General features: G+C 56.6%; 20 protein-coding genes. 9 read left to right on the top strand and 11 right to left on the bottom strand.

Annotated elements, in window-relative coordinates:
* The first annotated feature begins 93 nt into the window (after positions 1-93).
* The 3 genes from OZ410_RS08070 to OZ410_RS08060 all read left to right on the top strand — a co-directional run bounded on the left by OZ410_RS08070 (position 94) and on the right by OZ410_RS08060 (position 2550).
* The gene (locus OZ410_RS08070) at positions 94-942 is read left to right on the top strand and encodes an aminotransferase class IV (protein ID WP_277707441.1); all 849 of its coding nucleotides are present in this window, start codon (positions 94-96) and stop codon (positions 940-942) included.
* Positions 943-1148: 206 nt separating this feature from the next.
* A complete protein-coding gene (locus tag OZ410_RS08065) occupies positions 1149-1937 on the top strand; it encodes a PhzF family phenazine biosynthesis protein (protein WP_277707440.1) in 789 nt (262 codons plus the stop codon).
* A 166-nt stretch (positions 1938-2103) separates the two neighbouring features.
* Positions 2104-2550 carry an SRPBCC family protein gene (locus OZ410_RS08060; protein ID WP_338156650.1) on the top strand — a complete coding sequence of 149 codons (447 nt, stop codon included), beginning with the start codon at positions 2104-2106 and terminating at the stop codon, positions 2548-2550.
* A 36-nt stretch (positions 2551-2586) separates the two neighbouring features.
* Here the strand turns inward: OZ410_RS08060 and OZ410_RS08055 are convergent, their stop codons facing one another.
* Positions 2587-3117 carry a DinB family protein gene (locus tag OZ410_RS08055; protein ID WP_277707439.1) on the bottom strand — a complete coding sequence of 177 codons (531 nt, stop codon included), beginning with the start codon at positions 3115-3117 and terminating at the stop codon, positions 2587-2589.
* A gap of 156 nt (positions 3118-3273) precedes the next feature.
* On the opposite strand from OZ410_RS08055, the gene OZ410_RS08050 reads away from it, so the two are divergent.
* Complete coding sequence (locus OZ410_RS08050; RefSeq protein WP_277707438.1) at positions 3274-4803, top strand: carbon-nitrogen hydrolase family protein; 1530 nt, start codon at positions 3274-3276, stop codon at positions 4801-4803.
* A 33-nt stretch (positions 4804-4836) separates the two neighbouring features.
* Here the strand turns inward: OZ410_RS08050 and OZ410_RS08045 are convergent, their stop codons facing one another.
* The 3 genes from OZ410_RS08045 to katG all read right to left on the bottom strand — a co-directional run bounded on the left by OZ410_RS08045 (position 4837) and on the right by katG (position 8266).
* Complete coding sequence (locus OZ410_RS08045) at positions 4837-5007, bottom strand: type II toxin-antitoxin system antitoxin (protein ID WP_277707437.1); 171 nt, start codon at positions 5005-5007, stop codon at positions 4837-4839.
* Between the two features lie 3 nt (positions 5008-5010).
* Positions 5011-5865 (bottom strand): SPFH domain-containing protein, encoded by an 855-nt coding sequence (locus OZ410_RS08040; protein WP_277707436.1) that lies wholly within the window; start codon positions 5863-5865, stop codon positions 5011-5013.
* A gap of 163 nt (positions 5866-6028) precedes the next feature.
* Positions 6029-8266, bottom strand: coding sequence for a catalase/peroxidase HPI (gene katG, locus OZ410_RS08035; RefSeq protein WP_277707435.1), 2238 nt, complete (start codon positions 8264-8266; stop codon positions 6029-6031).
* Between the two features lie 296 nt (positions 8267-8562).
* Between katG and OZ410_RS08030 the strand changes: the two genes are divergently transcribed.
* From OZ410_RS08030 to OZ410_RS08020, 3 genes are read left to right on the top strand one after another with little or no spacing between them, the layout of a single operon-like run.
* Entirely contained in the window at positions 8563-9063 is a 501-nt protein-coding gene (locus tag OZ410_RS08030; protein WP_277707434.1) for a hypothetical protein, read from the top strand.
* A 50-nt stretch (positions 9064-9113) separates the two neighbouring features.
* Positions 9114-9692 carry a 3-keto-disaccharide hydrolase gene (locus OZ410_RS08025; protein WP_277707433.1) on the top strand — a complete coding sequence of 193 codons (579 nt, stop codon included), beginning with the start codon at positions 9114-9116 and terminating at the stop codon, positions 9690-9692.
* A 4-nt stretch (positions 9693-9696) separates the two neighbouring features.
* Positions 9697-10290, top strand: coding sequence for a hypothetical protein (locus OZ410_RS08020; RefSeq protein WP_277707432.1), 594 nt, complete (start codon positions 9697-9699; stop codon positions 10288-10290).
* A gap of 20 nt (positions 10291-10310) precedes the next feature.
* Here the strand turns inward: OZ410_RS08020 and OZ410_RS08015 are convergent, their stop codons facing one another.
* A complete protein-coding gene (locus OZ410_RS08015) occupies positions 10311-11621 on the bottom strand; it encodes a serine hydrolase domain-containing protein (RefSeq protein ID WP_277707431.1) in 1311 nt (436 codons plus the stop codon).
* A 60-nt stretch (positions 11622-11681) separates the two neighbouring features.
* Complete coding sequence (locus OZ410_RS08010; protein ID WP_277707430.1) at positions 11682-12419, bottom strand: helix-turn-helix transcriptional regulator; 738 nt, start codon at positions 12417-12419, stop codon at positions 11682-11684.
* 134 nt (positions 12420-12553) lie between these two features.
* Between OZ410_RS08010 and OZ410_RS08005 the strand changes: the two genes are divergently transcribed.
* Positions 12554-12979, top strand: a complete 426-nt coding sequence (locus OZ410_RS08005) for a hypothetical protein (protein ID WP_277707429.1) — start codon at positions 12554-12556, stop codon at positions 12977-12979.
* Positions 12980-12981: 2 nt separating this feature from the next.
* On the opposite strand, the gene OZ410_RS08000 is transcribed toward OZ410_RS08005, so the two are convergent.
* From OZ410_RS08000 to OZ410_RS07990, 3 genes are all read right to left on the bottom strand, one after another.
* Positions 12982-14316, bottom strand: a complete 1335-nt coding sequence (locus OZ410_RS08000; RefSeq protein WP_277707428.1) for a YfcC family protein — start codon at positions 14314-14316, stop codon at positions 12982-12984.
* A 32-nt stretch (positions 14317-14348) separates the two neighbouring features.
* Positions 14349-15767, bottom strand: a complete 1419-nt coding sequence (locus OZ410_RS07995; protein ID WP_277707427.1) for an alpha/beta hydrolase — start codon at positions 15765-15767, stop codon at positions 14349-14351.
* Between the two features lie 68 nt (positions 15768-15835).
* A complete protein-coding gene (locus tag OZ410_RS07990; RefSeq protein WP_277707426.1) occupies positions 15836-16354 on the bottom strand; it encodes a 5' nucleotidase, NT5C type in 519 nt (172 codons plus the stop codon).
* 160 nt (positions 16355-16514) lie between these two features.
* On the opposite strand from OZ410_RS07990, the gene OZ410_RS07985 reads away from it, so the two are divergent.
* The gene (locus tag OZ410_RS07985; protein WP_277707425.1) at positions 16515-16985 is read left to right on the top strand and encodes a hypothetical protein; all 471 of its coding nucleotides are present in this window, start codon (positions 16515-16517) and stop codon (positions 16983-16985) included.
* On the opposite strand, the gene OZ410_RS07980 is transcribed toward OZ410_RS07985, so the two are convergent.
* Entirely contained in the window at positions 16980-20429 is a 3450-nt protein-coding gene (locus OZ410_RS07980) for a hypothetical protein (RefSeq protein ID WP_277707424.1), read from the bottom strand. The two genes, OZ410_RS07985 and OZ410_RS07980, sit on opposite strands and share 6 nt — an antisense overlap.
* Before the next feature lie 79 nt (positions 20430-20508).
* Positions 20509-21825, bottom strand: coding sequence for a glycoside hydrolase family 2 TIM barrel-domain containing protein (locus OZ410_RS07975; RefSeq protein ID WP_277707423.1), 1317 nt, complete (start codon positions 21823-21825; stop codon positions 20509-20511).
* Positions 21826-21828 lie beyond the last annotated feature (3 nt).

Raw genomic sequence — 21828 nt, 5'->3', positions numbered from 1 at the left:
TTTTCTCAAGGTAACCTAACGCCTGCGCCCCCAATTGAGGCCTGTATTCTAAGATTTCCGGCGTATCTTCAGGGCCGTTAAATGATCCCTCCCATGGCAGCCACCTATCCCAAAGTCGTATTCCTGAATGGAGAAATCCTGGAAGCCGAAAAGGCCCGCATTTCAGTCTTTGACCGCGGTTTTATCTTCGGGGACGGCATCTATGAGGTGATGGCCCGCATTGGCGGGAAGTTCTTTTACGGGCCGGCTCACTGGGACCGGCTGCGCACCTGCCTGAAGAAAATCGGGATCCGCCTGGACGTAGAGGCCCTGGAGCAACAAGTCCCTGCCCTGTTACAGGCCTCCGGCCTGGAGGACAAAGACAGCATGTTGTACATACAGGTAACCCGGGGGGTAGCCCCCAGACAACACGCCTTCCCGGGAGGGTTGGAACCCACCGTCCTGATGTACGCCTGGGCCAAAACCCTGCCGGACATCCCCGGCAAACCCGTGGAGGCCGTTACCATGGAAGACTTTCGCTGGACGCGCTGCGACATTAAAATGACTTCCTTGCTGGGTAATGTGATGGCCAACCAGAACGCCGTGGAAAACGGGTGTTACGAAACCGTCCTGGTGCGGGAAGGGGTAGTTACGGAAGCCTCCCATTGCAATGTCTTCTTTGTGAAGGATGGGGTGGTTTACACCCATCCGGCAGACCGGTACATCCTGGACGGGATTACCCGGCAGGTGGTGCTGGAGTGCTGCGAAAAACTTCAGATCCCCGTACGCCTGGAAGGCATTGCCGCTGCGGACATCCCTCATATGGACGAAGCCTTCCTGACCGGGACCAGTACGCAGGTAACGGCCATTGGCCGCCTGGACAAGCATGTTTTCAATACAGCGGCCGCCGGGCCGGTAACCCAACGCTTGCAGGAGGCCTTTCTGGGCCTGAAGCAAGGGTAAAGACAAGGCATTTTAACCACGGGCTCCCGGGTTTTAGCTGTTTGCACGGCCTGCCTTTAAGTGCATGTCTTCGCTTTTTTTTTGGGGGGGCTCCCCCCCACCCCCAGTCACCAAGATACCCGCAACCGCTGCAAAAGCCTTGCAGCCACCCCCGGAATGGCTACCTTTAACATGCCAGGCCTCAAATGGCTGCCATCCAAAACTGCATGAAACTGCCCGTTTACCAGATCGATGCCTTTACGGACCGGCTTTTTGCAGGGAACCCCGCCTGTGTGGTCCCGCTGGAAACGTGGCTGCCGGATGCACTCCTGTTGCAACTGGCCCGGGAAAACGCGGTGGCGGAAACGGCCTTCCTGGTTATGGAAAGAGATGGCTACCGCCTGCGGTGGTTCACCCCGGAGATCGAAATGGATTTATGTGGCCACGCCACCCTGGCAGCGGCCCATGCCCTGAAAACCATCCTGCATGACCCCCGGGAGGTGCTGACCTTCTATACGGCCAGCGGAGAATTACAGGTAACCACAGGCCCGGACGGATATACCCTGGATTTCCCTTCCCGTATGCCTGTACCCGCCAATTTGCCGCAGCCCATTGCCGCAGCCCTGAGCCTCCCACCCCTGCGCACCTTTAAAGCCCGGGATTACGTACTGGTCTACCCGAATGAGCAACACGTCCGGGACCTTGCCGTAGACCGGAGTATCCTGGACCGGATTAATCTGGATCCCGGGGGCGTGGCCGTAACCGCCCCGGGCGATTCCTGCGATTTTGTATCCCGGTTTTTTACCCCCCAGGCCAGCATCCTGGAGGACCCGGTAACCGGATCCGCCCATTGTTCCCTGGTACCCTTCTGGGCCCGGGAATTGGGAAAAGATTTTCTGCTGGCCCGGCAAGTCTCGGCCCGCGGGGGTACCTTGCACTGCCAGAACCTGGGTAAACGGGTCTTGTTACGCGGACAGGCCCGCACTTACGCGGTGGGTCATTTCTGGACGGACTAGTCGTAGCGATGGCCTAAAACCATCACAAGACTATCAAAGGCCCGGGATACAAATACCGATTTTTGCACCTTCCTTCCCAAAAACACTTACCTTAAGGATGCAAAGATGCACCTACCCCATGCAGTTGTGATTACCCAAGCCTGGCAAGGAACCCCAAAACGTGTAAATGATGTCCTATGTCCCGCCCATTGAAGTCTCCCAAGTCCTACCATGCCCACCCCAACAGGTGTGGGACATGCTCACAGATCCCATCCACATGAAACAGTGGTTTTTTGAACAAATGCCCGACTTCAAAGCGGAAGTCGGATTTGAAACAAATTTTGTCATGCCCGCTTCAAGCCGGGACTTCCATGCCTTTTGGCGGGTAAGGACGGTGGTGCCGGGGCAACAGATATCTGTGGAGTGGACTTACAAAGACATTCCCGGATGGGGGGAGGTGACTTTTGAACTCTTGCCCGCAGGCACACATACGCGGGTTGTGGTGCGGAATTCAGGGCTGGAATCCTTTCCGCAGGACATCCCGGAATTCAAACCTGAAAGCTGCCGGGGCGGGTGGGAGTACTTTCTGAACCAGCGCCTAAAGGCCTACGCAGAAGGTCAGGCGAAAGGGTAAGCAGCTCCCGGAGGCCGTACATTTCAACCACCGACCCTACCAGGTATACTCCGGTGGGTCTATTCCGTTCATCCGGACGTACAAATTGGCCTTGGAGCGGTGGTTGGCCATATGGTCCTGCACGTAGAAAAACGCAAAGGCCCGGCTTACGGTATTCCCGCTGTGGTACATGACGCAGGTCTGGTCCAGTTGGTCCTGTTCTACCGTGTGGATCACCCCGGTTACATAGTCGAATCCTTCCTCCAGGAGCGCAAGGATTTCCGCCTTGGTCATGGTGGAGGCGTCCGGGGTGTTGGGCACCACTTCCATGCCCTGCACATAGCGCTGGGTGAGCAGCACCACGGTATGGGCAATGTGCACCATCTGTTCCCCAAAGGTCTTGCTCACCTCGGTGGGTTTATAACTGTATAAGTCTTCCGGCATGGCACGGGCCACAGCCAGGCAGTGTTCGCGCGCTTCCTCCCAGACCGGGAGGTACATGCGGGTAAAGTCTGTTTTGGGTTCTTCCTGGGCGAATACCCCGGGCGCTATTAGTAGCAGGAGCAGGATAGCGAAATACGTTTTCATGTCTGAAGGGATAAGGATTTGGGAAAAGGTACGTAAAATGGCGGATCTGATGCCTCCGAAGGCGAAAGGGATAGCAGCATTTCCCATACTTGGAGCCAACCCGTTTTAGGCCTTACCTTTGGGGAAATGGCCTGCAAAGGCCAGAATATACCAGGTATGGAATTACGCGATATAGACAAGATAGAACTCACCTACCTCTCCCTGGAAGACTACCAGGATTTGCAAGCTGCCATGGTTTCGGCCTATCCGTCCATGCCGGATGCCTACTGGAGGGAACCCCATGTGCGGGCGCTGATCGAGAAGTATCCGGAGGGGCAGGTGGTGATCCGCATTAACGGGGAACTGGCGGGTTGTGCCCTGTCCATCCTGGTACCCGAAGACCTCATCGAGGAAAGGCATACCTACCGGGACATTACCGGCGACTATACCTTCAACACCCATACCGACCAGGGGGACATCCTCTATGGTATTGATGTCTTTATTAAACCCGATTTCCGCGGCCTGCGCCTGGGGCGCCGCCTGTACGACTACAGGAAGGAACTCTGCGAAAAACAGAACCTGAAAGGCATCGTCTTTGGGGGGCGCATCCCCAACTACCACAAATATGCGGATCAGATGAGCCCCAAAGAATACATCGGGAAGGTGCGGCAGAAGGCCATCCACGACCCCGTCCTGAACTTTCAGCTCTCCAACGATTTTCACCCCATGCGGATCTTAAAAGGATACCTGGAAGGCGACACGGCCTCGAACGAATACGCTGTGCTAATGGAGTGGAACAACATTTATTACGAAAAACCCGTCACGAAGGCCGCCACGCGCAAGAAGGTGATCCGCCTGGGGCTGATCCAGTGGCAGATGCGCCCCTACGACCAGGTGGAAGACCTGATGCAGCAGGCGGAATATTTTGTGGATGCGGTTTCCGGTTACCGTTCTGACTTTGCCGTTTTCCCGGAGTTCTTCAATGCCCCCCTTATGGCCAAGAACAACCACCTCTCCGAACCCGAGGCCATCCGGGAACTGGCCGGACATACAGCGGAAATCGTGACCCGGTTTTCCGGGCTGGCCATTTCCTACAACATCAATATCATTACCGGTAGCATGCCGGAGGTGCGGGACGGCATCCTCTTCAATGTAGGGTACCTCTGTAAACGGGACGGCACCGTAGAACGGTACGAGAAACTACATGTGACCCCGGATGAAGCCAAGGTCTGGGGGATGCAGGGCGGTTCCGAATTAAAAGTTTTTGACACCGACTGCGGGAAGATAGGCGTGCTGGTATGCTACGACAGCGAATTCCCGGAGCTGAGCCGCCTGCTGGCGGACCAGGGGATGGACATCCTGTTTGTCCCCTTCCTGACGGATACCCAGAATGGGTATTCCCGGGTACGCAACTGCGCCCGGGCGCGTGCCATCGAAAACGAGTGCTACGTGGCCATCACGGGCAGTGTGGGCAACCTGCCCAAGGTGCACAATATGGACATTCAGTTTGCCCAGTCGGCTGTTTTTACCCCCTGCGATTTTTCCTTCCCCTTAAACGGGATCAAAGCCGAAGCCACCCCCAATACCGAAATGATCCTGATTGCCGACCTGGACATTGACCTGTTGCGGGAATTACACGAATTCGGAGCTGTGCGCAACCTCAAGGACCGGCGCACCGATGTGTTTGAACTCCGGCGCAAAAGCTAATGCGTACCGCCATATAGACGTTGGACCGGGAACTTATTCCCGGTCCTTCCCTTTTTTGGGCAACCGACGGGCATCTTTAAGGCCTTTATGGATCATCCACTCCAGTTGCCCGTTAACGCTGCGGAACTCGTCATCCGCCCATTTCTGGACGGCCTTGTAGAGTTCCGGGTCCAGCCGCAATACAAATGACTTTCGCTTGCTCACAAATCAGGCGTTAAGCGTCCCGGCGTTCACCACAGGTACGGCTTCTTTGTCCCCGCAGAGGACCACCATAAGGTTACTGACCATAGAGGCCTTTTTATCTTCGTCAAATTCGATGATCTGGTCCCGGCTGAGCTGCTCCAGGGCGTCTTCCACCATCCCCACGGCACCCTCCACAATCTTTTTGCGGGCGGCCACAATGGCTACGGCCTGCTGCCGCTTCAGCATGGCATTGGCAATCTCCGGGGCATAGGCCAGGTACCCGATCCGGGCCTCGATTACGCGGATCCCTGCAATGGCCAGGCGCTCGGTGATTTCCACCTCCAGGGCCTCGTTCACCTCGTCCATCCCGGAACGGAGCGTGAGCTCGGATTCTTCGTCCTCAAAATTATCGTAGGGATAGGAACCCGCAAGTTTACGGACCGCCGCATCGGTCTGCACCCGGACAAATTCCACATAATTATCTACCTCAAAGGCAGATTTATAGGTGTCTGCCACCTGCCAGACCAGGATCACGTTAATCATGATGGGGTTGCCAATCTTGTCGTTCACCTTGACCCGTTCACTGTCAAAATTCCGGGCCCGCAGGGAAATGCCCTGGCGTGCGAAGAAGGGGTTGGCCCAGAAAAAACCATTTTCTTTTACCGTGCCCTTATAGGCCCCAAAGAGCACCAGTACCCGGGAGCCGTTGGGGTTCACCACAAAGAAGCCCCGCAACAGGAGCACTATGAGGATGACCCCGAGCAGAAACCAGGGGTTCTCCAGCATTACCAACCCAGCCAGCGTACCGGCAATGACAGCTAACAGCACCAGCAGCATGGTATACCCGCTGCGCGGCTTCATGTCGATTTCTTTTTTCATAATAATACTATTTTGATATCATAATAATAAGATATTCTCGGGATATGACCAAGGGAGTACTCCCTTTCTCTATGCCTTCAATGGTATTGGACCAGGGTACGGACCAAAAAAAAGCGGCCCGTTTCCGGGCCGCTTTCGCATAAGCTATAGGTAAGCGGGTGGTTTAAGCCAAATCAAAGCGATCCAGGTTCATCACCTTGTTCCAGGCCTGTACAAAGTCCTGAACAAATTTCCCCTGGGCATCGTCGCAGGCGTATACCTCGGCAAGGGCCCGCAGCTCGCTATTGGAGCCAAAAATCAGGTCCGCACGGGTAGCCGTCCACTTCACGCTGCCATTAGCGCGGCTGCGGCCTTCAAAGACCTCCTCGTCTGCGTCTACGGCTTTCCACTCGGTCTCCATATCCAGCAGGTTGGAGAAGAAGTCGTTGGAAAGGGTTCCCGGACGATCGGTGAAGACGCCGTGCTTGGAGCCGTCGTAGTTGGCATTCAGCGTACGCATCCCCCCGACCAGCACGGTCATTTCCGGTGCCGTAAGGGTCAGCAGTTGCGCCTTGTCTACCAGCAGGTCTTCGGTCTTCGCTTCGGATTTTCCTTTCAGGTAGTTGCGGAAGCCGTCGGCAAAGGGCTCCAGGTGTTCGAAGGACTCCGGATCGGTCATTTCCTGGGTGGCGTCTGTACGCCCCGGGGTAAAGGGTACGCTTACATCGTGGCCCGCATCCCTTGCGGCTTTTTCCACAGCGGCGCATCCGCCCAAAACGATCAGGTCTGCCATGGAAACCTGTTTGTTTCCGGCTTGTGCCCCGTTGAAATCCTGCTGGATCTGGGTAAGGGCATCCAGCACTCGGCCCAGCTGAACCGGGTTATTGGCCTGCCACTGAACCTGGGGCTCCAGGCGAACGCGTCCGCCATTGGCGCCCCCGCGGTTGTCAGAACCACGGAAAGTAGAGGCAGAAGCCCAGGCCGCACCAACCAGTTCGGAAACACTCAGGCCGCTTTTAAGGATGGAAGCTTTCAGGCTTTCTACATCGGCTGCATCGATCAGGTCGTAATCGCGGGCCGGGATCGGATCCTGCCAGATCAGGTCTTCGGCAGGTACTTCAGCACCCAGGTAACGCGCCTTGGGGCCCATATCCCGGTGGGTAAGTTTAAACCAGGCTTTCTGGTAGGCCTCCTTGAATTCTTCCGGGTTCTCCAGGAAGTGGCGGGAGATCTTTTCATAGGCCGGGTCCATCCGCAGAGACAGGTCCGTGGTCAGCATAAAGGGCGCGTGCTTTTTCTCCGGGTCGTGGGCATCCGGTACGGTACCGGCTCCGGCCCCGTCCTTCGGTTTCCACTGGTGTGCCCCGGCAGGGCTTTGGGTAAGCTCCCACTCGTATTTAAAGAGGTTTTCCAGGTATTTGTGGCTCCAGGCAATGGGCGTATCCGTCCAGGCGCCTTCCAGACCACTGGTAATGGTATCGGCACCTTTCCCGGAACCGAAGTTGTTCTTCCAGCCCAGGGATTGCATCTCGATGGAGGCACCGGCGGGCTCGGCTTCCAGGTATTCGGTATCCTTGGCGGCACCGTGGGTTTTCCCGAAGGTATGCCCCCCGGCAATCAGGGCTACGGTTTCGTAGTCGTTCATCGCCATCCGGCCAAAAGTTTCGCGGATGTCGTGGGCCGCAGCTACAGGGTCAGGATTGCCATTGGGGCCTTCCGGGTTCACGTAGATCAGCCCCATGTGGGCAGCACCCATCTGCTTTTCGAGTTCCCCTTTATCATTGTAGCGCTCCCGGTTGCCCAGCCATTCGGTTTCGGACCCCCAGTATATGTCTTCTTCGGGTTGGTAGATGTCCTCACGCCCACCGGCAAAGCCGTACATGGGCAGCCCCATGGATTCGTGGGCTACGTTCCCGGCCAGGATCAGCAGGTCCGCCCAGGAAATCTTTTTCCCGTATTTCTTTTTAACCGGCCACAGCAGCACGCGGGCCTTGTCCAGGTTGGCGTTATCCGGCCAGCTGTTCAGGGGCGCAAAACGCTGAGCGCCTGTACCTCCCCCGCCACGGCCGTCTGAAATTCGGTAGGTACCCGCCGCGTGCCAGGCCATACGGATAAAGAAGGGCCCGTAATGGCCGTAATCCGCGGGCCACCAATCCTTGGAATCGGTCATCAGCTCGCGCAGGTCTTTTTTAACCGCTTCCAGGTCCAGGCTTTTGAAGGCTTCCGCATAGTCAAAGTCCGGGTCCATCGGGTTTACTTTCTCCGAATGCTGACGCAGGATGTTCAGGTTCAAAGAATTGGGCCACCAATCGCGGTTTGTGGTTCCCCCGCCGGCAGCCTGGTTCAGTTCCCCGTTTAGAAAGGGGCACTTAGACGCATCGTTTACGTCGTAGGCAGTTTGAGAATGATCTTTATCTCCCATGTTGTTTGTGGTTTACAGGTTTTCGGATGTCCAAAAATAACATTACACTTTCTTATGATAATGGATTTTCCATAGGAAAAACCTATGCTGAAATAGTGAATCCCGGTAGGTCTTCCCCCGGTTTTGAAAGGACCTTAAATTTAAGGATAACCGCCGCGATTTAAAAGCGTTTTTCCGTGAAAATCACCTCCGCTCCAATGGGTTACCCCCATCAGCACCCCATTACCGTTCAACGAATTTCCAGGGATCCGCACGCCACCGGCACGGCGCTTTTGTATCTTAAACCAAAAGCCGTTATGAAAACCTGCTGGATTTCCCTTGGTATATGCCTGCTGCTGAGCTGTTCCTCCCCGGAAGAAGAACCCCGGGCCACCACAACGTTGGAGTATTTTGAGAATGCCATAGTGATCCCCCCGGACCCGCAGGCAGACCCGTATACTGCCACCAGGTATATCGCCACCCGGGGCTCTGGAGACCGGCGCGTATTCCGATATGAATACAGCATTCCCGCGAAGCCGAATATTGCGGATACCGGATTTACGGAAATCCTGCTTTTTGAAATAGACCCAGAACTGACTTCCTTTACTGCGGGAGGTCTGGCCCTGGCTTCGCTGAAACCCTATTACCGCCAAATTTGCTATTGCGCCAGCAACGACAGTTACCCCGTAACCTCAGGGGTGATTTCCGGCAAACGCCTTTCGGAGTCCCGGTGGGAAGTGACCCTCGACGTTGCTTTTCCCTATGGCCCTGTAGAACAGACACTACAAGTTACGGGCATCTTCGAGCGGCAGGATTAAATGTGCGAATTGCGGACCTACAATTCCCGCCCCTTTTGTAATTTCCCGCCATGAGAAAACTACTCCCCTTGTTCCTGCTGGGATGGATTAGTACCCTGGCGACGGGCTGCTCCGGCAAGGCGGAAACCCTTTTTGACCCGGCCTTGCAGAACTGGGAGGCCTACGGGGAAGCCCAATGGGCCTTTGAAGGCCAGACCCTGGTGGGCCGGGCGGACTCCACCGCGGGTTTTGTGATGACCAATGCGCCCTATGGGAATTACCGGCTGGAACTCGAATTCCTGCCGGACGCTACCATCAACAGCGGGATTTTTATCCATTGCCCGCAGGCCGAGCTCAGTGCCACGGATTGCTACGAAATCAACATCTGGGACCGGCACCCCCGCCAGGAATACCGCACAGGGGCCATTGTAACCCGGGTAACCCCGCTGGCACAGGTACACACCCTGAACCGCTGGAATGCCTACCGGGTAGCCGCGGGCCCCGATTCCCTGAAGGTCTGGGTGAATGACACCCTGACGGCTGTGATCCCCAGGCCTGAACTGCATGCTGGCCGCATAGGCCTGCAGGCTTCGGGTACGGGCACCATCCGTTTCCGCAACGTACACCTGTATCCCATTATGCCCGACTGATACCATGAGAAACCTGCTGTTTTCCCTTTTGTTGTTGTGGCCCTCTTTGCAGGGGGCTTTAGCCCAGGACTCCGAGGATTTGGTAGACTGGTCCCCCGAATACCGTATTACCCTGGAGGATTTTCGCTCCCCGGCTACCCGCATCCACCCGGACCTGCCCGGCAGCAGTATGCAATCCGGCATCCGCATGGGGTTTTTACTTAAAATGAATGCGGCTGCCTTCCTGTTCACGCGGAATTTCAACCCTAAGGTAAGCTGCACCCTGCAGCCGTCTGCCGCCTTTCTGACCGCGCCGGACAGCACCACGGCGGCCGCCCTGGTGAACCTGGCGCGGTTTGAATTTGACCTGACCGAACTCTATGCCCGTAAATTCCGGAAGGCCCTGTTTGAGAACAAGAAAACCTTCTCGGACGTATCCTTCTTCCAACCCTTTTTCCAGAAACTCCAGGCCGAACTCAATGCCGAAAGCAGCCGGGTCTCGAGCGCTACCCGTTTAGGACAGGATACCGCCCGCCTGGAAGAAGAGCACGCACGGGTCCGGGAGCAACTGCAGGCCCTGGCGGATTACTGCAAAGCCTGCAAGCCGCCCAGGCGGTAGTAAAATTTCTGGAATTCCGGTTATTCCCCGGAAACGTCAAGGGGAAGCCCCTTCCATCGGACTCCCTGAAAATCCATCCACAAGGTGTAGGCACCATCGGATGCTTCCTGAAACTCCAGGGATTCCTCAGAGGTGGGATCTCCAAAAAATACCCGTTCAGATTCCGGTATTATCGGGCCGTTATTCTTTCCCTTTTGATAAACCCAAAGGGTATCCCGCTCCAGGCGGATGTCGAGTATCAGGTGGCCTGCATCCACAAAATCATACCGACCCTGGTAGCGCGCCAACCGGGCAGGGTCCAAACGAATCGCCTTCCGGTGAACTGCCCGCGGAAGGGCTACCGTTTCACCTTCAAGGATATTGCGAAGGTCCTTCACCATCCTTTCAAAAGGGAGACCGTCATAATTGGCAAGAAAAACGAAGGATGTCCCTGTATTGAAATCGCGAAAAACATAGGCCCTTTTCCCGCGCGTACCGCCGGCATGTGCTAATTGACCGTCCTCCAGAAAAGACTGTACTTCCATTTTTTCCAGAGCCTGGAGAAAAATATCCATATCTGAAGCGGTGGCATGGAGGTTTCCCATACGGGCTTCATCAGGCAAAAACCCTGGAATGGATACCAGACCCTCGGCAGCGTCGCGGTAATGCCCGTAAGCATAACCCGGGGGAAGCTGTTGCTCCGGATTGAAATTACTCCCCGCCCCTTTCATTTTAAGAGGACCAAAGAACTCCTTTTGAAGGTATCCCCGGTAGGAGGTACCGCTTACCTTACCTATCAGGTAATAGATTAGCTGGTAGCCCACATTGGAATAACGCGTTTCTTTCCCCGGTTGGAATTCCAGGGGCTCCTTCCGGACCAAATCGTAAATCTGTTCCGGCCCCAGGGAAAGGACACTGTCTGTGGCAAAATCACGTGGCAGCCCTGAACGATGCTCCAGCAAGTGGCTGACCCGGATTTCTGAGCCCCTTGGAAAATCGGGGAGATAGGCTGAAAGGGGGGCGTCCAACCGTATTTTACCCTCAGATTCCAAACGCAGCATGGAAATTCCGGCCAGGAGCTTTGAAACGGAACGCAGATCAAATTGACTGCCCAGTACTACGCGTAAGGTGGCCGGGGCATCTTCCTGCATGTTATAAGCCTTGTGAAGCACTAAATTCCCTTGGCTGCGAGCCAGTACCACCCCATTGAATTGCCCCAGACCGGTCAGGGCGTTTAGGTACTGATCCAGCCGGGACCCGGCCTGCCCCGATACCTGGGTGCTATTTTGTCCTATGTTGCGGGCACACCCCAACAGGGCAAACAGGATTAAGGAGTACAAGGCTGTCTTCATCTTTTTTTTTGACAAAGAAATGGAAGGCGCAGCCAATAAAATTGTACAAATGGAAACACCTTAGTGGCGCAAGAGGAATGCAGGAGGGTTACGGAAAAATGCCGACGGCGTCATCCCACTGAACTTCCGGAAATCCCGAATGAAATGGGCCTGGTCAAAATACCCGAATTGCAGGGCTGTTTCCGTAAGGGTGCATTGCGGATGCTTCATGCGGTATTTAACGAGTTCCAGCATGCGCAGGGTCAATATGAAATGCTTCAGGCTATATCGCACCTCTTTCCGGAATACCTTGCCTAAATGCTGGCGGGAAACCGAAAACTGTTCGCTTAATTGCGTCACCGAAATCCCTGCCCGGCGTTTATAGATCAGTGCACACACTTGCCGAATCCAGAGGGCGTCCGCCCCAAGTTCTTGTTCTCCCAACAGCCATTTTTCGACCGCATAACATTTGGATTCCAGCGTATCATGCGCCAGGAAATCCCTATACCTTCCGTTCCATTCGGGGTGTTTCGACCTCAGGTCTATTACCCCAGGGTGCGGCAGTTCCCCAAAGAAACTCCGGTTGGCCCAGGGCTGGAACTTGATAGTGAAAAAACGCAATTCCCCTTCGAAATGCAACCGGTACGGCGGCTTTAGCTGGTGTATGGTGAAAATAGGGGGCAGGCCTATGGACCTGCCCTGTGGGCCGTATATGAGAGACGCACCCGGCCCCTCATAGAAGATCAGATCATAGCAGCAATCGTCCAGTACCGGGAGACGGCCCATCGCCTCTTCCGGCCCCAGGCTACAAAAATACATTTCTCGAACCCATTCGCGTAACCGTCCTTTGGGTTGCCTGCTTTCAATGCTCATCGCTGCGCCTATTGAAGCTTTATTCGACATTGGCTAAATCCGGTGCAAGTATTGTATTTTAGAGGATCATTCCAAATCCTATGCGGTATTTAATAATTCTATTCCTATTCCTTGCCATGGGCTGCAAGGAGGCCGAAACCTATAAACGGGATAAAACCGATACGGCGGGGCTGGCCGGGCAATACCTCTTGCGGGGGGAAGGCCCTGCCGTTCCCAACCGTACCGAACGCTACATCCTGGCCGCAGGCGGGCGGGCAGAGCGCCATACTCTGAACCGGGCCGGGCGTTATTCGGAATACCACCTGGATGAAATCCTGAGGGGGCGGTGGCATGCCATGGACAGCAGCCTGGTCATTACCCTGGAAACCCCGCAGGGATCGCGGGAGGAAACCTACCTCCGAACCATAATCCGTGGGGGCGGCCCGGACAGCACCCGGGTAGATACCCTCTGGACCAATATGGAAAACCCCGGACAAACCCTTCTCCGCCTGGTGCGCTTCCGATAACCTCAGGCCAGGCCTATCTGCAGGGCCAGGAGGATGGCCCCACTGGCCACAGCAAACAGCAGCAGGGCCGGTTTCCAGATAAACCGCAGCCACTCGTTATAGGGGATGTTGCAAACGGCCAGGATGGCCATAAGCGCCCCATTGGTGGGGGCCAGTAAATCCATATTTACCGACCCGTACTGATAGGCCAGCACGCACACCTGTCGCGGGATTCCGGCCAGGTCGGATAGCGGGGTCAGGATAGGCATTGTCAGGATGGCCTGGCCGGAATAGCTGGGCACCGGGATATGGAGCAGGGACTGCCCCAGCATCATCCCCAGGGCTGAAAGACTATTGGGCAGGGATTCCATGGGGGTGAACAGGGCGTAGACCAGGGTATCGATTACTACCCCTTTTTTCAGCAGGAGGGAAATACTGCCCGCCAGGCCAATAATCACCCCGGCAAATATCATTTCCCGAAAGCCCGCAGCATAGGTCATCCCCGTGCGCTCCATCCCCATCCCGGAAAGGAGGCCTGCCGTGATTCCCAGGGCAAAGAAACAGCCGGAAAGCTCGTTAAAACCCCAATCCCATTGCAGGAGGCCGTAGGTAACCAGGCCGAAGGTAGCCACCAGCAGCCCGAATATGAGCAAACCCCGCGGGCCCAGGGTGGCGTGACTGCCATCCATAGGCACCTTTTCCACGGGATTGCGGCGGGCATATCTGAGGAGGTAGGCAATCCATACTGCAAGGGCCACCGCCAGCACCCCAACCCGGAATAGCGCCCCGGACATCAGGGGGAGGCCTGCTTCCTGCTGGGCCATCAAAACGGCAAAGGGGTTCATGGGCGAAAATGCTGCCCCCAGGATGGCGGAACCGAAACTCATGGCCAGGGCCAACAGGGCGTTATATCCCATGGACCGGCTGAACATGACCAGTACCGGGGCCATGGCAATAACCTCCTCCTGCAACCCTATTGTGGCGCCTGCTGTGGCGAAAAGGAGGGAAACTACCACAATGGCAAGGGCCTCCCGCCCCCGAAGCAGATCCACAATCCGCTGCAGGCCCTGCCCCAGCACCCCGGACTTTTCAATGATATAAAAACACCCCCCGATCAGCAGGATCAGGGCAATGAGGTCTGCCCGGCTGGCCAGGCCTTCCGGGATAGCCCGCAACAAATCGATTACCCCCAGGGAATCGGCCGATTGTGCAGTATATGAATCCGGTACCACAGACATGCGCCCGGTTTCCGGATCCGGCTCGCGCACATAGGCCCCGGCCGGGATCAAAAAAGTAGAAAGCCATGCCAAAAGGATCACCCCGAGCATGATGGTAAAAGCATTCGGAAATTTTTTCATCGGTGGTTGGGTTGGTTATTTCAGAAACCCGTCTAGGGCTGGTAGAGCCGCAAGCAGGAGGTGTCCGGGGCTTGCAGCGGGTTTTCCATAAAGGACAAAATCGTATTTACCTTACAGTCATAATTTCCCCCGCCATGACCATCCTCGTCCAGGATCAGCAACCTGCCCCGGCTAAGGTCCTTCATGAATAGCTCTCCGTTTTCCGGTGGAGTTACCGGGTCAAAGCGGTTTACAAAGATCAGGGTAGGCACGGCCGAAGGCTCAAAGTGCCGCTCGGCAATGGGAAGGCTGGCCGGGTGCCAATCCATGCCGGCCCGGTAAAAGGCATCAAAGAAGCCCAGGCGCACAGGAAAGAGGGAATAACGGCTATAGTACCGGTTTATGGCTTCTCCCGTGGTACCCGGATCATAATTCTCATATTTCTCCACGGAGAGTAGCATGGTCAGGTTCAAGCCCCCGGTTAGGGCATATTCGTAGGCCAGAACGTCCTGAACCGGCCCGGGGTCCCCGATCAGGAAAGCCCGGATCAGAGCCGGTGCCTTTTGACGGGCATTGTCCTGGTAGAGTACACGCCGGATCAGGTACACCCCGTCCTGGGAATTGACCACAAAGGGAATGGAATCGTCCAGGACTACTCGCATGGGCTCGGCCTCCAGGCCGTAAATGGCATGCATATAGTCTTCTTCCAGGCCGGGCAGGGTATCGCGGGTGGCCTCAAAAATCCGGTTCAGCGCCAGATCGAAACTCTCCAGGCGGCTCAACAGGAAGTCTCCGCTCATAGGGGCCGGGGAATCCAGGACCGAACAATGGATGCGCTCCGGGAACAGGTCCTGTACCACCCGGGCCAGGCGGGTGCCATAGGAACCTCCAAAGAGCACATAGGTGGGGTAGCCCAAATGGTCAAAGAGCATCCCCACATCCCGGGCGTTCTGCTGCGTATTGTAGTATTCCGGGTGGATGCCCTGGCGGGCACAGCGCTGGCGATAGTCGTTTAGCATCTGGCGCGTTAGCGCCAGCTCGGTGTCTGCATCGGCGTGCCGCGCCAGGATGTCCCAGGAGTCAAAGGACATATCCGGCATGGGCGAGGAATAGCCAATGCCGCGTTGGTCAAAAAGGATGATGTCCCTTTGCTCCCGGAACGGGTGTTTCAGTATGAATTGAAACATGCCCGGGCCCAGGGTGTTGCCCCCGGGGCCCCCGGAAAAAAAGATAAGCGGGGGGTTGGTTTTGCCAGCCAGGGTATCCTGGGCGGGAACGACCACATAGGCAATATCGATGGTGCTGCCCCCGGACTGCTCGTGGTTTTCCGGCACCTGAAGCATGCCCGATCGAAATGAGCCGGTTTCGGGAAGCCATTCCGGCTGAAACGAGCGTACTTTTTGTCCCTGCACGGCTGGGCTTCCGGTAAATGCCGCGACCAGCAGCAACAGGAACGGAATCGGGTTTTTCATAAGCGGGAGGAAGGTCTGGCGGTTTCCTAAATGTATAAAAAAAAGACCTGCCGCCGGCGCTGCTGCACTTAAAGCAGGAGATCTGCCGCCTCCAGCCAGTCGTTTACCCTTTCGTATCCCTGGGTATGGATGTTGTGGGGGGAGGTAAAAAGGATGCTCCTACCCTGGAAATACTCCAGGTTATGGCTGCGGTCGTCAATGAGGATATCCCCGCGCAATATGTGTTTATCGCCGCAGAGGATGCGGTTCCGCCAATGGATAAACGGAAAATGTTCATCCAGCCATTCGTGTTTCTCTTTCAGGGAATTCGGGAATTGCATCGCCGCCGAGGCGATGTATACCTGATATTTCCCGGCCAGCTGTTCCAGCACTTCACGGCTGTGGGCAATAGGCCTGAGCTCACGGAAAAACCCCGGCTCGTGATAGTGGTTCCAGAGGGTCTGCCGGTGTTCCGGTACCTGCTGCCAGACTTCGCCCCCCATGCACTGCTCACGGGTGAGGGAAGCCCCGTGACGCTGGTTAAAACGTTCAATATGGGCCCCGTAGGTATCGGCAATTACCTCGTCCATGTCCACAAATAAGGTCATGCGGTCTTTTTTTACAAAGATCGGGAAAAGGATGCGAAAAAGGCGGGAAGGTAGTGATGATAGCGTATCGCGTTATGGACTAGCCCATTTTTACCAATATGGCAACTCCCAAAAAAAAACTATCTTGGGGAGGCCCGCGCAAGCGGCCTTACTATTGCCTATGAAAAAGTTAGTAATCGCCTTAGTGGCCCTGTCCCTGTGGTCCTGCTCCAAAGATGAGGGGCCGGCCCCCAACCCCAATGCCGACCTGGTGCTGGGCACCTGGAACCTCACCGAGCTGCGCATCAGCCCCCCTCAGGATGTGAACGAAGACGGCAACACCACTACGAATGTGCTGGATGAACTGGATTGCATTGCCGCCCAGATTACCCTGAGGTCGGACAATACCTGGACCTTTAACGGGAATGACCTGGTGGTCACCACCATCACCGGCGGGCTCTTCAAGTTCTTCTGCTCCGAAGACAACCGCAACAGCGGCGGCAACTGGGACATCCAGGGCAATACCGTCCGCCTGGCCGACGGGGCCGGCGTGGTCACCACCTTCACCTTCGACAGCAGTGCCGCTACCCTGACCAACCTGATCGGGGAAGTATTACCGGGCCTGCAGGCCGAGGTGTATACCCAATTATAAGCCCAACCCCACCGTAAGGGCGCGTACGGCCCCGGTCCTGTGGAAAATTTCCCGGCTGACGTCTTCATCCAGGCGATGCCCCGAAAAAGTGCGGGTTTCCCCGTCTGCAAATTCCACTGCCACACCGGCCGCTTCATGGCGGCGGTACACCACGGGCACCTGGCAGCAGGTAAAGGCGAGGCCACCTGCCGGCACCTTCAGGCTTTGCAGGGTTCCTTTCACATCCAGGTAGCTAAACTGTCCTGGCTGCTCCAGGAATTCCGCTTCATCCAACCAGAAAGGGCCAAAGGATAATACACCACCGGTTACCCCAACCCCCAGTTCAATCCGGCGGGTAAGGACATCCTCCTTGACCTGCCCGGTCATCCCGGGTTGCTGGGCGCCCCTGTGGGCCGGGGTATGGGAATAGGGATCGGTGGGGAAAGCACCGTAAACTTCAGGGGATTTGTGTACCCCAATGCCATCATTGATCTGGTGGTAATGCGCCACCAGGCGGCGGACATCCCCGGGCTCCCCTCCCCCGTCTTCTGCCTGTGCGGCGCATTCCAGTACCGCCAGGGCCAGTTTGGATACCATATGCCAGTAAATGGACCCCAGGCCTTCATAGCCGAAAAAGGTCCCGCTGCGCCCGGTAAACGAACGGTGGTTGAATACGGCTTCATAGGCCGCCAGAAGGGCCTTTCGCTCCCGGGCCACCAGCCCCTGGTAGGCCTCAGGTAAGGCATCCAGGGCCTCGGCCAGGCGGGAGGCGTTGTTAAAGTCCCCGCTAAAATGGACTTGCCCGGCCCGGTCCTGCACGACAACCTGTCGGTTGCCGTCTGCCAGCAGGCGCTGCACTAACTGCGAGCCTTCTACAGCGGCCTGCGGAACCAGGTTTTTCTCCATAAAAGGCGGTAGGTCACGGTCCGGGTAGAGGATATAACTGTTCTGGTCTGCCCGGTAAAGCGGGCTCTGCCGAAGGGCATCCAGCAGCCGAAGGGCGGCTTTGGCATCCAGGAAGCCGGAACTCAGCACGGCCACCTGCCCTTCCAACATCGGGCTCAGGTAAGAAACCCCTATGGCATCCGGACGGTCCAGGTCTATCAGGTTATAGGCGTGGAATAAATGGTCTTCGCGCCTGTTCGCTTCAATAGAGTGGGCAGTGTACCGCAGCATGAGCCTGGTGAAGGCCAGCAACCGGTCTGCGCCTACTGGTTTCTTCCGGCCGCTGAACCCCTTCGCATACAAACCTTCCCGGTAGGAAGCGGATGCACGGCCCAGGGCTTCGGCCAGGGTTCTGCGGCGCACATCCCCAAAGGGGCCGGCAAGCCCTTCCTCCTCTGCCGCCAGGGCAGCTTCCACCGTGTCCAGGAGATTAACCAACTCCTCGGATACCGGGGCTTCCCCCGGGGCATCCGACTCCAGCATTTCCCTGAAATACTCCAAAAACCGATGGAGGTAATACAGGGTAACCATAGATACGCCATTACCCACCAGGGCATTGTTGGCGTCATTCCATTCCGGGCGCTGGGTATTTAACCAGATGCCCGCTTCCGGGATGAAATTGGAAACCTTGGCCAGCAACATGGCCAGGAGTTTCTCCAGCAGGTTTACCCGGTAGGGCGCCCCGTTGGCATCCTGCAGCAACACCCCGTCCGACCCCATTTCACCCATGCGCCGCCTCAAGACCTTGTCTTGGGCAGCATCGAAATCGATGGTATCCTTGGGGTTATTCAAAATGTCGTCGAAGGGCTTGATGCGGTAGGGCACATCCACATAGACAAACAGGTCCCGGGACCAGTATCCGCCCAGGCGGCCCGGAAAGTAATCCCGGGAGAATTCCAGGAATTTCAACAGGTAGATCACCTGGTGGTCGCCCCAGTACCCAATATAGGACCAGGGATCGTCCGGCTCGATAACTTCCCAGTCCACTCCGTGTTTGGTGATGCGGTAGGGGTTGTAGCCATCCGCAGTGGAGGCGTTCAGGAATTTGCAGATCATGCCATCCATAAACTCCGGATAGGAATGGGCCAGGGCTTCCCAATTCTGGAAAATGTCCCTCCAGTTACCCTGGTAATCCAGGATCTTGGCCCCATCCGATTCCCGCTGGGTATTGATGGAAAACTTGTTCCATGGCCGGCTGGGGTCTCCGTGGCGACGGCTGAATTTCAGTGGCAGGTATTCGTAGCACAGGCGCTGCAGGGCGGGGTCTGCGGCCTGGGCGGCCCTCCGGGTCAGGTCGAAAATCGTAAAAGTTTCCGGCCATTGGGCCAGGGCTTCCCGTTGCCGTTCGTATACCGCGCGGCTGGCCCTTTGGACATAGGCGGTAAAGTCCGACCGTTCCAGCTGGTAGTTGTGGTCCATGATTCCGCCCCGCATAATGTTGTACATCACGTTGGCAAAATGCCGGGTACCCCGAAGTTCGTCCCGGGTGAGTTGCATGCCGTCTGCGGCAGCGGCCAGCCCCTGCAGGCGGCGGGTACCCTCGCGGATGTCGGCCTCTACCTCTTCCAGCAGGGATTCGGGTTTTGCCAGGGCCAGGTCCAGGTTGGCCACCGCTGCCGGCCCCTGGTTTACGTTGGCCACCAGGGTCCAGGATTGCTCCTGCCCGGGCTCGAGTTCCAGGTGGGAGGCCAGCAGGTAAGCCCCCTTTTCGCCCTTGTGTTCTGCCTGCCCGGTAACCGGGTGCCCCAGGCGGAAAGCCTCTACCTGCCCGCCATCCAGGACATGGACGGGGTTGGGCAGGCCATGGGACCAGACCACATTGGCCCGCAGGGCTTCGCTGGGTTCTGCCCGGTCTACGATAATCGCACTCAGGGCATAGATACCCAGGCCACTTTCGGGGCGCATTTCGCTGCGTTTGTAGGCGTCCACCAGGTTACTTCGGGTTTGCTGCAGGTCCGTGGTTACCCCGTAGGGCAACAGGTTCAGGAACCCGTCCAGTACCGCCACGCGGGCCGCCTTCCCGGAACGATTCAGCAAAAAAGCCTTCCGTACAAACCCGTACTGGTTGCTGGTTTGCCACTGGTAGCGGAAACAGAGCCCCAGGTCCAGATTCTCTTCCTCGAATACCAGGGCATTTCCCAATTGGTTTTTGTAGAGGTTCCGGCGGATGCGATACACCCCGGCATAGCGCTCGCTAAGCGGCTCCCACAGGCGTTGCTGCTCCCCGTCTGTGACGCGGAAAATGGTTTTGCATCCGGTGGTACCGGCAGCTTCGGTAATCTTGTCGTCCGTATAGTACGGAAAAAGCGCATACTCACTGTTTTTACGGCCGGCAGTCAGCCCCCCATTGCTGGAGATAAACATCCAGTGGTTGGCATCGCTCACCAGACTCATGAAAAAAGGCCGCATGCGGTCCACATGCGAAATCCGATAGTAACGGTCTCCCAACAGGTCTACCATTTCCCCACTGATTTTCAGGGGTTCGTCTTGAATGGGATTGGTGCCGATATAGGTCTGCATTTTTGTGTTTTTTATGAAATGGACAAGCCTCTCCGGAAATCCAAAGAGGCATGTGTTCTAACGCTTCGGTCCATCCGGGTTATTCCACCAGGAAAGGGATATTGGCCGTGGCCGAATGGTTATTCCCGTCCGTAGCATATACAAACAGGCGGTAGGCCCCGGGCGAGGGGGCTTCCAGTTCCAGCTGTCCCGCTGCCTCCTTGCGGAACAGGCCGGTAACGGCATGGGGCCGTTCCTCATAATCCCCGCCTTCGCCCAGGTCTGTGCTTTCGGGAAGCACTTCCCAGCGGTAGGTAAGGCCATCGCCCTCAGGGTCGGTAACCACGGCAGAGGCCGTGTACACTACCCCGCTTTTGAGGGTTACGCTTTCATAGGCGGTTTTCCCGTCCAGGGTATAGGCACCAATCTGGGGGGTGCGGTTTTCGGGCCATGCCCCGTTCCAAATGTAGTGCATCACATCCACGGATTCGGTCTCCTGCCCGTCTTCCAGGAAAATCCCATACCAGGTAGGGGTGCGTTCCTGTTTATTGCCCCATAAAAAGACATAAGACCCCAGGCATTGGAGGGAATCCGACTCGATCCCGCCCTGGTAGCGTTTCAGGTAGTTGGCTGCCTTTACGGAGCTGTGTTCTTCAATGGGGGCGCCCCAGGACGTCTTGGGCACCTCCCAGTGGCCGGTAGCCCCCCATTCGGTAACCATATACGGGCCTTCCCATCCAAATTCGCGCACCAAACGGGGCAGGTCCGGCAGGTCTCCGTACATCTGAACGGCAAGGATGTCCAAATCCGGACATCGGGTTTTGATAAAGTCGATTTCACGCTCGGAAATCCCGGCCAGGCTGGTTGTGGTCAGGTGGTTGGGGTCTTCTTCGTGGATCATTTCGGAGATCTCATTGACCGCATCCCAGACCTTGGGGTTGGTGTAATGCAGGTTCAGCTCGTTGCCGATACCCCAGATCAGCAGGGCCGGGTGATCCTTCAGGGCCACCACCTGCCGGCGGATATCCTCCAGTTGAGCCTTTACTGCCGTGGAATCGTCGTAGTCAAAACCGTGGCGCTCGCGGGCTACCTCGATCCCCATGGTAACCATCAGGCCATTGGCATGGGCTTCATCAAGCACTTCCTGAGCCGTGCGTTGGCCATTCTCGGTGCGCCAGGTACGGAAGGAATTCCCGTTGTGGGCTGCCAGGGCAGGTACGTTTCCGAATTCCAGGCCGGCACCCCGGATATAGAAGGGCTCTCCATTCACCTGCAAGGTGAATTTACCATCGGTTTCCTGTACGGTCACCTTGGCGGGGCCGTCTGCATCTGCGGTTGCTGCTGGTTCGGCTTTGGGTTGTTCTTTACAGCCGGCCAACAGGGCCAGGCTCAATACAAAAAGGGGTATACGCTTCATGGG

It is taken from the genome of Robiginitalea aestuariiviva, assembly GCF_029537735.1.
In the GTDB taxonomy this organism is placed as follows: Bacteria; Bacteroidota; Bacteroidia; order Flavobacteriales; family Flavobacteriaceae; genus Robiginitalea; species Robiginitalea aestuariiviva.
Note: the sequence above shows the minus strand (reverse complement) of the source record. Positions and strands in the feature narration are given on the sequence as shown.

Excerpts from the sequence above, each read along its gene's own strand:
- OZ410_RS08070 (WP_277707441.1), top strand. The coding sequence starts at position 94 with ATGGCAGCCACCTATCCCAAAGTCGTATTCCTGAATGGAGAAATCCTG.
- OZ410_RS08065 (WP_277707440.1), top strand. The coding sequence starts at position 1,149 with ATGAAACTGCCCGTTTACCAGATCGATGCCTTTACGGACCGGCTTTTT.
- OZ410_RS08060 (WP_338156650.1), top strand. The coding sequence starts at position 2,104 with ATGATGTCCTATGTCCCGCCCATTGAAGTCTCCCAAGTCCTACCATGC.
- OZ410_RS08055 (WP_277707439.1), bottom strand. The coding sequence starts at position 3,117 with ATGAAAACGTATTTCGCTATCCTGCTCCTGCTACTAATAGCGCCCGGG.
- OZ410_RS08050 (WP_277707438.1), top strand. The coding sequence starts at position 3,274 with ATGGAATTACGCGATATAGACAAGATAGAACTCACCTACCTCTCCCTG.
- OZ410_RS08040 (WP_277707436.1), bottom strand. The coding sequence starts at position 5,865 with ATGAAAAAAGAAATCGACATGAAGCCGCGCAGCGGGTATACCATGCTG.
- katG (WP_277707435.1), bottom strand. The coding sequence starts at position 8,266 with ATGGGAGATAAAGATCATTCTCAAACTGCCTACGACGTAAACGATGCG.
- OZ410_RS08030 (WP_277707434.1), top strand. The coding sequence starts at position 8,563 with ATGAAAACCTGCTGGATTTCCCTTGGTATATGCCTGCTGCTGAGCTGT.
- OZ410_RS08025 (WP_277707433.1), top strand. The coding sequence starts at position 9,114 with ATGAGAAAACTACTCCCCTTGTTCCTGCTGGGATGGATTAGTACCCTG.
- OZ410_RS08020 (WP_277707432.1), top strand. The coding sequence starts at position 9,697 with ATGAGAAACCTGCTGTTTTCCCTTTTGTTGTTGTGGCCCTCTTTGCAG.
- OZ410_RS08015 (WP_277707431.1), bottom strand. The coding sequence starts at position 11,621 with ATGAAGACAGCCTTGTACTCCTTAATCCTGTTTGCCCTGTTGGGGTGT.
- OZ410_RS08010 (WP_277707430.1), bottom strand. The coding sequence starts at position 12,419 with ATGTATTTTTGTAGCCTGGGGCCGGAAGAGGCGATGGGCCGTCTCCCG.
- OZ410_RS08005 (WP_277707429.1), top strand. The coding sequence starts at position 12,554 with ATGCGGTATTTAATAATTCTATTCCTATTCCTTGCCATGGGCTGCAAG.
- OZ410_RS08000 (WP_277707428.1), bottom strand. The coding sequence starts at position 14,316 with ATGAAAAAATTTCCGAATGCTTTTACCATCATGCTCGGGGTGATCCTT.
- OZ410_RS07995 (WP_277707427.1), bottom strand. The coding sequence starts at position 15,767 with ATGAAAAACCCGATTCCGTTCCTGTTGCTGCTGGTCGCGGCATTTACC.
- OZ410_RS07990 (WP_277707426.1), bottom strand. The coding sequence starts at position 16,354 with ATGACCTTATTTGTGGACATGGACGAGGTAATTGCCGATACCTACGGG.
- OZ410_RS07985 (WP_277707425.1), top strand. The coding sequence starts at position 16,515 with ATGAAAAAGTTAGTAATCGCCTTAGTGGCCCTGTCCCTGTGGTCCTGC.
- OZ410_RS07980 (WP_277707424.1), bottom strand. The coding sequence starts at position 20,429 with ATGCAGACCTATATCGGCACCAATCCCATTCAAGACGAACCCCTGAAA.
- OZ410_RS07975 (WP_277707423.1), bottom strand. The coding sequence starts at position 21,825 with ATGAAGCGTATACCCCTTTTTGTATTGAGCCTGGCCCTGTTGGCCGGC.